Genomic DNA, 12,134 nt, shown 5'->3' on the forward strand with positions numbered 1-12,134 from the left:
GGAACTCACCTCGTCGTCAGGGTCGCACACGTCATTCATACTCGATCACCTGCCAGTTCACCTGCCGCGTATCCTGTCGCCAGGGAGACGCCGGAGCCGGATTTCTCGCTCGGGAAGTCATAGCCCCCGAGGACACTGCCCGCTGCCCGGAGGTTCTCGTATTCGGGGGCGTCGTCTGCATCGATCGGTCGGAGTTCGGTATCGACCGGGACGCCAAAGCGGGCGAACTCGTGATCGTCGAACGCACCGTCCTCGAACCAGTCGTATCGATCGGCTGGATGGGGGACGTGACAGTTGAAGACGGGTTCGTACACACCCTCCCGATCCGAGTCGATGCCTTTCCCGACCAGGCCACCCGTCGCGAGGATATACTGCTGGGCCTTGTACGGCACTTCCCGACCGGTATGGTCGCCAACGACACGATCGATCTCGCCGTTGACCTGTTCGACGTCGACGATCGGGTTGCCAGTCGACACGCGAACGCCGATCTCGTGAAGGTACTCGTACAGCCGGTCTTCGAGTCGGAGTCCGGGAAGGCTTGGTGGCCCCATCGGCACCTCGAAGACTGAGGCACCGAGTCGGTCTGCCAGTTCGGCACGAACCTCGGTCGCGTGATCGTCGCCAAGTACCGCGGGGAAGCCGATCCGCTCGTGGCCGTCGGCGTGTTCTTTCACACGCTCTGCGAGGGCGGTCCGAACTGGCATCGTCGTGCCGTCGACAGCGACCTCGTCGTCGCGATCGAGTAGATGGGCAAAGCGAGTCACCTTGGCGTCGTCACGAAGGTTGCCAGGGAACTCGATGGTGACGCCATCGGTCTCGTACGGGACGCCCGTCGCCGCAAGATGGTCCGCGGCGACCGGGGCGTCGAACTCGATCATCGAGTCGAATCCGACAAACAGCGTATCACCGTTCGCGCTTGCGATCCCGGGCGCTGCACTATCCGGATACCGTGCAGTCGGTTTGATCGCTCCGCCATGGGTCGGGACGAGCGCGTTCTTGTCGGTATGACTGCCAGCGTACATCTCCCCAGTGGCGTCGTCGAACATGTCTATTCCTGCTCTGACGGCGTCGAGTCCGGCCCGTTCGTAGGGGTGCCCTTCGGGCAACTCTGCGATCGCCTCGAACGGATCGACGACGGGTCCATCCCCATCCGGTGTGTAGCCGAGCAGGTCGATCAGTCCGCTGGCCTGTCGCATCGTGGACTGCTTGTGGGAGACGAGCCGGACCCGGGCACCCTGTTCGTGTGCACCGACCGCGGCGGCGATGCCGGCGAGGCCGCCGCCGATCACCAGCACGTCGTCTTCAATCGCCATCGTGTCCTCCGTCAGTCGCAACGGCGTCAGCTCCGGTTCCTGTACGCTCGGCGCTGGCGGACTCACCGCCATCGAACGCCGCGAAATCGACATCCTGCCCGAGTCGCGCTGGATCGGAATCGGCGTTGAGCGTCGTCGCGTGCAGCGCGTAGTTCAGCATCGCCTGCGAGAGCTGTTCACCCCAGAGTGCGTGTCGCTCGCCTTTCCAGCGCTCCTGGAACAGTTCGTCGTATGCCTCTCTGGCGATCGCTTCCTCGTACTCGGGGTGTAACAGGTCAGCCATTGCACGGGAACAGAAGCCGCCCTGACAGTTCCCCATCGATGCTCGTGTTCGGAGCCGAACCGCGTTGAGATCCGTGCCGGACTGATCGATCGCATCCACAAGTTCCGCACGAGTAACTCCCTCACACTGGCAGACGACGGGGTTTGGCCCATCCACATCGAGTACCTCCTCGGTACGACTGCCAAGCCGCTGCTTGCTCCGGCGCGCGATCGGGGACCGGAGGCCGAACTGGTCCATCGCATCGTCGAGTACCCCCGTATTCTCGCTGCCGGGCAGCGGAACCTCAGCGGTTCGGCACTCGGCATCGATGCCGAGGCGCTCACAGACGTGGTCCGAGAGCTGCTCTGCCATCATCCGATAGGTGGTAAACTTCCCGCCAACGATCGTCGTCATTCCCGGGAGGTCGTCCCGGTCGTCGTGGTCGAGCAGGAAGAACTGTCGCGTGATATCGGTTGCGTCTTCGGTCCCCGTGTCCGGCGGCTCGTACAGCGGACGGACGCCCCAGAACGAACGGAGCGTTCGCGACTCGTCTAAAATCGGCACGAGTTCTTTGAGCTCTTCGATCATCAGGTCGACTTCCCACTGTTCTTCGGCGTAGTCCTCGGGATCCTCCACCTCTTCATCCGTCGTGCCGAGGATAGCGGCCGTCTCGTGTGGAACGATAATATCCGCGTCACCTTTCGGCTTACAGCGGTTGATGACCGTATCGACCTGCCGTGCGTTCATCACGGTCATCACCCCCTTGGAGGGGCGGACCTCGATATCGACGCCCGCCATATCGCCGATCCGACCAGTCCACGCTCCGGCGGCGTTGACGACGTGGTCCGCGTAGATCTTCTCTGTCTGTCCTTCGTTTCCGTGCACGCGCTTGCCCGGACCACTCTCGTGAGTCACCTCGACCCCGACGACTTCCCCATCTTCGAGGAGTACATCGGTGACCGGTGCGTGTGTCTCGATGCGTCCCCCGTGATTTTCGGTACTGACGGCGTTGGCGACACACAGGCGGAACGGATCGATCGCCCCGTCGGGCACCTTGATTGCGCGCTCGATATCTGTGGCCAGATACGGCTCGACCTCTCTGGCCTCTTCGGGGGAAAGTACTTCTGCAGGGATATCACACTCCCGACAGCCTTCCAGCTTCTTCTGGAAATACTCGTCCGAGTCCTGTGGACGCTGGACGAATAGACCGCCCGTCATTTCGACGCAGTGGCTTGCGATATCCCGAAGGATCCTGTTCTCGATGATGCACTCCTTGGCGCTTTCCTGATCCGAGACGGCGTACCGTCCGCCGCTGTGGAGCAGGCCGTGCATCCGGCCCGTCGTTCCGTGCGTAAGGTTCCCCTTCTCGACGAGTGTGACGTCGACACCTCGCATCGCGAGGTCGCGCGCGATGCCGGTGCCGGTCGACCCACCGCCGATGACGAGGACCCCGGTACTGGATTCCATCTGTCCTCTGAATCGTGGTACTGTTGTTACTTTACTTTACCGCTGTTTTCGAACCAACGATAAAGAACATGTGAATACCTATTTCTTCGTAGATATGACGGGTTTTATTGGCGGAAACGCCCCAATTCACGGCAATTGGTGGCGTCGAGTGGAAACATTTATAATGAATGTACTTGTTGTTTACTGATATCACGGCGCTACGAGTAAAGTGCCGTGGGAACGGACACCGCAAACAACCGAATTCGGACGAAACCAACCGAAACCATGACACAAGACACCTACGTCGGCGCAGTCGACCAGGGAACGACAGGAACGCGCTTCATGGTGTTCGACCACAGCGGGCAGGTAGTGGCGAACGCCTACGAGAAACACGAACAGATCTACCCGGAGCCGGGCTGGGTCGAGCACGACCCCCGCGAGATCTGGGAGAACACGAAACAGGTCATTCAGGACGCACTCAACGATGCTGGCCTGACCCCGGACCAGCTGGAAGCGATCGGCGTGACGAACCAGCGCGAGACGACGCTGCTGTGGGACGCCGATACGGGTCGGCCGCTCCACAACGCACTGGTCTGGCAGGACCGCCGGACGACCGACCGAATCGAGACGCTGCAAGAGGAAGGTAAAGCGGACGACGTACAGGCCAAAACCGGTCTCGAACCCGATGCGTATTTCTCCGCGACGAAAGCCGAATGGTTGCTGGACAACGCTGACCCGATCAAGACCCAGCGCGCCCGCCCCGCCGACGTTCGCGAACGCGCCGCAGAGGGCGACGTGCTCTTTGGCACGATCGACACGTGGGTCATCTACAACCTGACTGGCAACCACATCACCGATGTCTCGAACGCATCGCGGACGATGCTGTTTGACATCCACGAGATGGAGTGGGACGACGAACTCTGTGAGGAGTTCCGCGTGCCCAAGGAGATGCTGCCGGAGGTCCGTCCCTCCAGCGACGAGAAGACGTACGGCTCGACCGACTCCGATGGCTTCCTGAACGCGGAAGTCCCTGTCGCCGGTGCGCTCGGGGACCAGCAGGCGGCCCTGTTCGGCCAGACGTGTTTCGAGGCTGGCGATGCAAAGAACACCTACGGAACAGGGAGCTTCTTCCTGATGAACACGGGCAACGAGGCCGTCACCAGTGAAAACGGCCTGTTGACGACTGTTGGCTTCCAGCGCTCGGGTGAGGAGGTCCAGTACGCGCTCGAAGGATCGATCTTCATCACCGGCGCGGCGATCGAGTGGCTCAACGATATGGATCTCATCGAGGACGCCGCCGAGACCGAGGAGCTCGCGCGCAGCGTCGACTCGACGGACGGCGTCTACTTCGTTCCCGCGTTTACTGGACTCGGTGCGCCACACTGGGACCAGCGTGCACGCGGGACGATCGTCGGCATGACGCGTGGGACCCGACGCGAGCACATCGTGCGGGCAACCCTCGAATCCATCGCGTATCAGACCCGCGACGTCGCCGAAGCGATGGAGGCCGACAGCGGGATCGACATGCAGACGCTGCGTGTCGACGGCGGTGCAGTCAAGAACAACTACCTCTGTCAGCTCCAGTCCGACATCATCGACACGGATATCGCACGTCCGGAGGTCGACGAGACGACGGCGCTTGGCTCGGCCTACGCGGCCGGTCTCGCGGTCGGCTACTGGTCTGACCTCGACGAACTCACCGCGAACTGGCAGATCGACCGAGAGTTCGAGCCCGAGATGTCGAACGAGGAGGCGGACAAACTGTACAGCCGCTGGTCCGACGCCATCGACCGCTCCCGTGACTGGGCCCGTGACGGTGGTGACTGAACGTGGTACTCGAAGCAACGCTACTGGGGGATCCGGTCTTCTGGATGGCGGCGTTCGCAGGCGGTGCCTTCGCAGCCTCGATCGGTGCCCTTCCGGCATTCGTCTTCACCGGCTTCATGGTCATTGCCGGGGAAGCGGCCGCTGCCGCAGGTGCAGAGGGTGTAATCACCGGCTCAATCGGGTTCGGTCCAGTCTTTGGTCCGCACATCGGCTTCGCGGCCGGTGCCGCAGCAGCTGCGTACGCTGCAAAGCAAGGGTACCTTGACGATGGGAAAAACATCGTCGACGGGTTAGGAACGCACAATGTCGATGTACTCCTTGTTGGTGGTCTGTTTGGCGTAATCGGCTTTGCTGGTGAGCAGATGCTGAACTACGTCGGCTCGCCGACTGATAACATCGCCCTGATGGTGTTCCTCTCCGCGCTGATTCACCGGGTCGTCTTCGGCTACAGCATCATCGGGGAGATCACCGGCGACGGCATCTTCGACATGAGCCCCGCCGAACGAGACGAAGAGGAAGCACCGGGACTCTGGCTACCGCACATGTACAAATGGGGCGGGGTCACGATGATCGGTCTCATCGCGGGTCTCGTCGGTGGGTTCGTTTACCTCGAAACGGGTAGCGTCGTGCTCGTCTTCGGTATCAGCGCGGCCAGTCTGGTATTCCTCAACTGTGGGGTTCCGGACTTCCCGGTTACCCACCACATGACACTTCCCGGGGCAGCCGGGGCGTTCGGTGTAGCTGCTGGTGGACTGGCCGGTCCGGAAGTCGCCATGCTCGCGGCAGCCGGACTCGGCATCTTCGGGGCGCTCTCGGGTGAGGTCTGTGCCCGTGTGTTCTACGTCCACGGTTCGACTCACGTTGACCCGCCAGCGTTCGGTATCGCTGCGTCCGGGTTCCTCCTGACGATCCTGGCGCTCATCTTTGGGGACTTCGCCGCGTTCTGGGCGTTCCCCGAGTCGATCATTGGACTGGACCTGGGAGCATAAGGTCCACACCAGTTTTTTCAGTGTGACCGCATCGTAGCAGCTCATTCATCTCTTTTGAGTGTGGTCACTGTCACTATGCTCTGTTCGAGTGGGGCTACCGTGCCGATGTCTTGAAAAAAAGGCGATCAGTCGTCTTCGTCGTGGTTGCGTCGAACGGTGACGACTGGAACATCGGACGTACGGAGCACTTTCTCGGTCACGCTACCGAGCAGATATCGGTCGATCCCCGATCGCCCGTGAGTCCCCATGACGACGAGGTCGATATCGTTGTTGTCCGCGTAGCCGACGATCACTTGGTGGGGTTTCCCAACACGAACTGCCGACTCGACTGCAAGTCCCTCAAATTGTTCGGCTGCCTCGGAAACGACTTCCTCGCACCGCTCCCGGTGGGCATCCTGAAGCTCCGTTGGATCCCTTCCAGCCATCGCTGCCCGCCCCCGTTCGTGTCGATCCGGATCGGTCTTCTCGCCGGCCATTCCCGACGTTACGTCGGGTTCGGGGCTGCCGATCATTCCGGTCGGGCCGTTCTCGCTCTCGTAGCCGAGATACGACGAGTCGGCGACGTGCAGGACGTGCACCGTTGCATCGTACGTTTCAGCCAGATTGCGGACGTGACTGGTGGCGGCATCTGCGCCTTCACTCCCGTCAGTCGGGTACAGAATTGCGTTGTACATAATCTCTCCCGATTAGCCACTCGGGCATATATAACGTTCATTCCAAACAAACATATCTTTATGGGCTCATTCAGGGTTTCGCGCAGATAGCAAAACACGGTGAATCGGCCGTGGAGACTCAGATATAATTATATACGTTCGTGAGCAATACCAGTCCATGTCGGAATACAAGTTCTCAAACCGGGTCAAAATCGCCGATAAGTGGAGCTGGGTGGTCTCGACGCTGGTTACGGTGGTGTTCTTTACGGCGAGTCTTCTGCTGACGATGCACGCGGAATTTAGTGCGATCGTCGCCGCTGGTGTCGGTATCAGTATCCAGTTTCTGCTCCCGTACTACGTCAGTATGGCCGTTCCCGCCGACGAGCGCCAATCGCTCGCCGACCACCCGACTGCGGACGACTTTCACCATGGCGCGGTTGGGGGGGCGTTGCTTCTCGGATCGCTCGGCGGGTTCGTAACGATGCTCGTTACCACCGATCTGAATATCAGCCTCCTCACTGGCTGTTTCCTTGCCGTTATCGGGTTCATGCCGCTTCGTGGAATGCTCCCTCGGCGGTGACCGTCGATGACAAACCAATTGATTGACGGATCCGACCACCTCGGACTCGAGCGACGCGACTATCGGAATCTGGCTCTCACTGTCGCAGTAATGTCGATGTTATTCTTTGCGTTCATCGATGGGTCTGTCACGACCAGACTGCTGACCGCCCTTGTCGGTGGGTTGATCGCAGGTGTCGTTTTTGTCGTCGTCACGGTCATCATCAACGCGTACAAGCCTGATCACTGGTGACTCCAGCCCGGTCGACGTGGAATACGGTGGATTCAGCACGGAACAGCGCACAAGTCCACGGCTTCAGTCGTTGGTGGCTGATCCATACCAAACGCCAGCGCTTCAGCCCGCCGGGAAGTGCAGTGACGAGTCCTGACTGCCGTATTCTGGACGAGTCCATCTGTGTGGTACGTTTATTATGAATACTGGCGTCATCTATTATTAGGACCTCGCCGGGAGTACTTACCGATGCGTGTCATACACCGGCGGGACCAGTTATTCACCTATGACAGACAATACTTATGTGGGCGCTGTCGACCAGGGAACCACAGGAACACGGTTCATCGTGTTCGACCACAGCGGACAGATCGTGGCCAACGCCTACGAGAAACACGAACAGATCTATCCGGAACCGGGCTGGGTCGAGCACGACCCCCGAGAGATCTGGGAGAACACCAGAGACGTCACCAATCAGGCGCTTTCGGATGCGGGCATCACCGCGGACCAGCTCGAAGCCATTGGCGTGACGAACCAGCGCGAGACGACGCTGCTGTGGGACGCCGATACGGGTCGACCGCTCCACAACGCACTGGTCTGGCAGGACCGCCGAACGACCGACCGCATCGAGACGCTGCAAGAAGAGGACAAGGCCGACGACGTGCAGGCCAAAACGGGACTGGAGCCGGACGCGTACTTTTCGGCGACGAAGGCCGAGTGGTTGCTGGACAACGCCGACCCGATCAAGACCCAGCGGGCCCGCCCCGCCGATGTCCGGGAGCGCGCCGCAGAGGGCGACGTGCTTTTTGGCACGATCGACACCTGGGTCATCTACAACCTGACTGGCAACCACATCACGGACGTGACGAACGCATCGCGGACGATGCTGTTCAACATCCACGAGATGGACTGGGATGACGAACTCTGTGAGGAGTTTCGCGTCCCCAGAGAGATGCTACCGGAGGTCCGTCCCTCTAGCGACGAGGAGACCTACGGCAGTACCGACGCCGACGGGTTCCTCGGTACCGAGGTACCGGTCGCAGGTGCCCTTGGTGATCAGCAAGCGGCGCTGTTCGGGCAGACCTGCTTCGAGGCTGGCGATGCCAAAAACACCTATGGGACGGGGAGTTTCTTCCTGATGAACACGGGTGACGAGGCCGTCACGAGCGAACATGGCCTGCTGACGACGGTCGGCTTCCAGCGCTCGGGCGACCCCGTCCAGTACGCACTGGAAGGGTCGATCTTCATCACTGGCGCGGCGATCGAGTGGCTCGAAGACATGCAGCTCATCGAGGACGCTGCTGAAACCGAAGAGCTCGCACGCAGCGTGGACTCGACGGACGGCGTCTACTTCGTTCCCGCGTTCACTGGACTCGGTGCACCCCACTGGGATCAGCGTGCACGCGGGACGATCGTCGGCATGACCCGCGGGACCCGACGCGAGCATATCGTGCGGGCGACGCTGGAATCGATCGCGTACCAGACCCGCGACGTGGCAGAGGCAATGGAGGCCGACAGCGGCATCGACATGCAGACACTGCGTGTCGATGGTGGTGCGGTCAAGAACAACTACCTCTGTCAGCTCCAGTCCGATATTATCGACACGGACATCGCGCGTCCGGAGGTCGACGAGACGACCGCACTCGGTTCGGCGTACGCCGCTGGCCTCGCCGTCGGCTACTGGTCGGATCTGGACGAACTCACCGCGAACTGGCAGATCGACCGCGAGTTCGAGCCCGAAATGTCGAACGAGGAGGCGAACAAACTGTACAGTCGCTGGTCCGATGCCGTTGATCGCTCCCGTGACTGGGCCCGCGACTCTGACGAGTAATTCTCCGTAGCTTATTTTTGTCGCAAGTATACAGGAACGAGAGCCTCCGACAGTATGAACTTAGTGAGGGCCGATAACGTCGTTTCATCTGTCGAGAGTCTCTCTACCCTGCTCCGGTGATGCCGTCCGTTCGTAGCCTCTGGAGTCCCTTTACTGGCAACGTATCTGGGACTCGGGGGAACATTTATCACTGATACTGGAAATTTTCTAGCAAGGAATCGCTGGCGGCTGACCGTATTTGACCTCGCTATCCGAACTGGGGGGATCCCGGAACACGAAACCATGACAGACAACACCTATGTTGGCGCAGTCGACCAGGGAACGACAGGAACACGCTTTATGGTGTTCGACCACAGCGGGCAGGTCGTGGCGAACGCCTACGAGAAACACGAACAGCACTATCCGGAGCCGGGGTGGGTCGAGCACGACCCCAACGAGATCTGGGAGAACACGAAAGCGGTTACGGAACGGGCCCTTGGCGCTGCAAACCTCTCTGCGGACCAGCTCGAAGCGATCGGCGTAACCAACCAGCGCGAGACGACACTGCTGTGGGACGCCGACACCGGGCGGCCGCTGCACAACGCACTGGTCTGGCAGGACCGCCGGACGACCAGCCGGATCGAGACGCTGCAAGAGGAAGGCAAAGCCGGCGACATACTGGATAAAACCGGTCTCGAACCCGACGCATACTTTTCGGCGACGAAGGCCGAATGGCTGCTCAACAACGCCGATCCGATCAAAACCCAGCGCGCACGCCCCGCCGACGTTCGCGAGCGCGCGAGCGAGGGCGAGGTTCTGTTCGGGACGATCGATTCCTGGCTGATCTACAACCTGACGGGTAACCACATCACGGATGTGACCAACGCCTCGCGGACGATGCTGTTCAACATCCACGAGATGGAGTGGGATGACGAACTCTGCGAGGAGTTCCGCGTTCCAGAGGAGATGCTACCGGAAGTCCGCCCGTCCAGCGACGAGAACTACTACGGCTACACCGATCCGGACGGCTTCCTCGGCGAGGAGATTCCGGTCGCGGGCGCACTTGGCGACCAGCAGGCCGCGCTGTTCGGGCAGACCTGCTTCGATGCGGGTGATGCGAAAAACACCTACGGGACGGGTAGTTTCTTCCTGATGAACACGGGCAACGAGGCCGTCACCAGCGACAACGGTCTGCTGACGACAGTTGGCTTCCAGCGCTCGGGCGAACCCGTCCAGTACGCGCTGGAAGGGTCGATCTTCATCACCGGTGCGGCGATCGAGTGGCTCGAAGATATGACGATTATCGACGCCCCGGCCGAGACTGAAAAGCTCGCACGGAGCGTCGACTCGACGGACGGCGTCTACTTTGTTCCTGCGTTCACTGGACTCGGCGCGCCCCACTGGGACCAGCGTGCACGTGGAACCCTGGTCGGACTAACCAGGGGAACGCGACGTGAACACATTGTGCGGGCAACGCTGGAAGCCATCGCGTACCAGACACGCGACGTGGCCGAAGCCATGGAGGCCGACAGCGGCATCGACATGGGTGCTCTCCGTGTCGACGGCGGCGCGGTGAAAAATAACTTTCTCTGTCAACTGCAGTCCGATATCATCGGCTCGGGAATCGTCCGACCACAGGTCGACGAGACGACTGCTCTGGGGTCAGCCTACGCGGCCGGTCTCGCCGTGGGCTACTGGTCGGATCTGGACGAACTCACCACGAACTGGCAGGTGGACCGACAGTTCGAGCCCGAGATGGAAGCCGAACGTGTGGACCGCCGGTACGAGCAGTGGTCGGATGCGGTCGAGCGGTCGCTCGACTGGTCGGGAGAGTGAACCGCTTCGGGGCCAACCCCCGATGTATTCTCCATCACCGCCTGATTATCGCACCGATCGCTATCGTCGGTGGCTTCGAAATCAGCGTCTGGGTCCCGCTGTCGGTCTACCCCCCGATTCGACACCCCGTTTTTTGTCCGTCTGTCGCCACGTACGAGTATGAGCGCCAACCTCCTCGTCTACGGCTCGTACGGCTACACCGGCTCGCTGGTCGTCGACCACGCTCTCTCCAGGGGACTCGATCCGATCCTCGCCGGACGTCGGGCCGAACCGGTCGAACGACAGGCCGACGAACTGGGCTGCAGCCATCGCGTGTTCAGCCTCGAACACCCAACCGTCATCGCCGACCAGCTGGCCGATATCGATGTCCTGTTGAACTGTGCCGGGCCGTTCTCCGCGACGGCAGATCCACTCGTCTCGGCGTGTCTCGCGACCGAAACACACTACCTCGATGTCACTGGTGAATATCGGGTCATCGAACGCATCGCCGAGCGTGACCGGGACGCCGAGCAGGCGGACATCACGCTGCTTCCGGCGGTTGGCTTCGACGTCGTTCCGACTGACTGTCTGGCCGCGACTCTGGCGTCCGACCTGCCCGACGCGACACGGCTCGAACTCGCCATCGACGGCGGGACGACCATCTCACAGGGTACTGCAAAATCGCTCGTCGAGGGACTCGGCTCGCCCGGTGCGGTCCGGCGCGATGGACGACTCGAAGACGTCCCTGCGGCGTGGAACTCCCGCGAGATCGACTTCGGTGACGGTCCCGAATCGGCGATAACGATCCCGTGGGGCGATGTCGTCACCGCGTTCCACTCGACCGGGATCGGCGATATCGAGGTGTACACCGCGGTGCCGGAGCCAGCGATCACCGCGATGCAACGGACGCGCCCGCTCGGTGCCCTGCTGCGGACCGAGCCGGTCCAGCGACTTCTCAAGGGGGTGGTCGAACTGGCGATCTCCGGGCCGTCCCCGCAACAGCGCGCCGAGAACGTCTGTCGTGTCTGGGGGCGAGTCACGAATGATGCGGGCGAGAGCGCTACTGGACGGCTCCGGACGCCCGATCCGTACGAGACGACGAAGCTGACGACAGTCGAGGCGGCGAGACGTCTCCTCGAAGACGACATTTCGAGCGGGTTTCAGACCCCGGCGACGGCGTTTGGAGCCGACTTTGCGACCGAGTTCGAGGGCATCGAGCGCGTGGAGTGAGA

General features: G+C 61.4%; 10 protein-coding genes. 7 read left to right on the forward strand and 3 right to left on the reverse strand.

Features of this window, described 5'->3' with window-relative positions; genetic code table 11:
- Nucleotides 1-35: 35 nt before the first annotated feature.
- Both glpB and glpA read right to left on the reverse strand, forming a co-directional pair.
- Nucleotides 36-1,313: a glycerol-3-phosphate dehydrogenase subunit GlpB gene (gene glpB, locus AArcSt11_RS10065; protein ID WP_250596796.1), complete on the reverse strand. Its 1,278-nt coding sequence runs from the start codon at nucleotides 1,311-1,313 to the stop codon at nucleotides 36-38.
- Nucleotides 1,303-3,042 (reverse strand): anaerobic glycerol-3-phosphate dehydrogenase subunit GlpA, encoded by a 1,740-nt coding sequence (glpA, locus tag AArcSt11_RS10070; protein ID WP_250596798.1) that lies wholly within the window; start codon nucleotides 3,040-3,042, stop codon nucleotides 1,303-1,305. Before glpA ends, glpB begins: the two co-directional genes overlap by 11 nt.
- A 264-nt stretch (nucleotides 3,043-3,306) precedes the next feature.
- Here glpA and glpK (AArcSt11_RS10075) point away from each other — a divergent pair, with 264 nt between their 5' ends.
- Complete coding sequence (gene glpK / locus AArcSt11_RS10075) at nucleotides 3,307-4,848, forward strand: glycerol kinase GlpK (protein WP_250596800.1); 1,542 nt, start codon at nucleotides 3,307-3,309, stop codon at nucleotides 4,846-4,848.
- Nucleotides 4,849-4,850: 2 nt separating this feature from the next.
- Nucleotides 4,851-5,837, forward strand: a complete 987-nt coding sequence (locus AArcSt11_RS10080; protein WP_353617746.1) for a DUF7973 family transport facilitator — start codon at nucleotides 4,851-4,853, stop codon at nucleotides 5,835-5,837.
- A gap of 125 nt (nucleotides 5,838-5,962) precedes the next feature.
- On the opposite strand, the gene AArcSt11_RS10085 is transcribed toward AArcSt11_RS10080, so the two are convergent.
- Entirely contained in the window at nucleotides 5,963-6,511 is a 549-nt protein-coding gene (locus AArcSt11_RS10085) for a universal stress protein (protein ID WP_250596802.1), read from the reverse strand.
- A 157-nt stretch (nucleotides 6,512-6,668) separates the two neighbouring features.
- On the opposite strand from AArcSt11_RS10085, the gene AArcSt11_RS10090 reads away from it, so the two are divergent.
- The 5 genes from AArcSt11_RS10090 (at nucleotide 6,669) to AArcSt11_RS10110 (ending at nucleotide 12,132) form a co-directional block, all read left to right on the forward strand.
- Nucleotides 6,669-7,070 carry a hypothetical protein gene (locus AArcSt11_RS10090; protein WP_250596803.1) on the forward strand — a complete coding sequence of 134 codons (402 nt, stop codon included), beginning with the start codon at nucleotides 6,669-6,671 and terminating at the stop codon, nucleotides 7,068-7,070.
- A 6-nt stretch (nucleotides 7,071-7,076) separates the two neighbouring features.
- On the forward strand, nucleotides 7,077-7,301 hold the full coding sequence (locus tag AArcSt11_RS10095; RefSeq protein ID WP_250596804.1) for a hypothetical protein: 225 nt from the start codon (nucleotides 7,077-7,079) through the stop codon (nucleotides 7,299-7,301).
- A 265-nt stretch (nucleotides 7,302-7,566) separates the two neighbouring features.
- Entirely contained in the window at nucleotides 7,567-9,108 is a 1,542-nt protein-coding gene (gene glpK / locus AArcSt11_RS10100) for a glycerol kinase GlpK (RefSeq protein ID WP_250596805.1), read from the forward strand.
- A 282-nt stretch (nucleotides 9,109-9,390) separates the two neighbouring features.
- Nucleotides 9,391-10,923 (forward strand): glycerol kinase GlpK, encoded by a 1,533-nt coding sequence (gene glpK / locus AArcSt11_RS10105; protein ID WP_250596806.1) that lies wholly within the window; start codon nucleotides 9,391-9,393, stop codon nucleotides 10,921-10,923.
- Nucleotides 10,924-11,082: 159 nt separating this feature from the next.
- A complete protein-coding gene (locus AArcSt11_RS10110; protein WP_250596807.1) occupies nucleotides 11,083-12,132 on the forward strand; it encodes a saccharopine dehydrogenase family protein in 1,050 nt (349 codons plus the stop codon).
- The last annotated feature ends 2 nt before the right edge of the window (nucleotides 12,133-12,134 follow it).

The organism is Natranaeroarchaeum aerophilus (genome assembly GCF_023638055.1).
Taxonomy (GTDB): Archaea; Halobacteriota; Halobacteria; order Halobacteriales; family Natronoarchaeaceae; genus Natranaeroarchaeum; species Natranaeroarchaeum aerophilum.

Excerpts from the sequence above, each read along its gene's own strand:
- glpB (WP_250596796.1), bottom strand. The coding sequence starts at position 1,313 with ATGGCGATTGAAGACGACGTGCTGGTGATCGGCGGCGGCCTCGCCGGC.
- glpA (WP_250596798.1), bottom strand. The coding sequence starts at position 3,042 with ATGGAATCCAGTACCGGGGTCCTCGTCATCGGCGGTGGGTCGACCGGC.
- glpK (WP_250596800.1), top strand. The coding sequence starts at position 3,307 with ATGACACAAGACACCTACGTCGGCGCAGTCGACCAGGGAACGACAGGA.
- AArcSt11_RS10085 (WP_250596802.1), bottom strand. The coding sequence starts at position 6,511 with ATGTACAACGCAATTCTGTACCCGACTGACGGGAGTGAAGGCGCAGAT.
- AArcSt11_RS10090 (WP_250596803.1), top strand. The coding sequence starts at position 6,669 with ATGTCGGAATACAAGTTCTCAAACCGGGTCAAAATCGCCGATAAGTGG.
- AArcSt11_RS10095 (WP_250596804.1), top strand. The coding sequence starts at position 7,077 with ATGACAAACCAATTGATTGACGGATCCGACCACCTCGGACTCGAGCGA.
- glpK (WP_250596805.1), top strand. The coding sequence starts at position 7,567 with ATGACAGACAATACTTATGTGGGCGCTGTCGACCAGGGAACCACAGGA.
- glpK (WP_250596806.1), top strand. The coding sequence starts at position 9,391 with ATGACAGACAACACCTATGTTGGCGCAGTCGACCAGGGAACGACAGGA.
- AArcSt11_RS10110 (WP_250596807.1), top strand. The coding sequence starts at position 11,083 with ATGAGCGCCAACCTCCTCGTCTACGGCTCGTACGGCTACACCGGCTCG.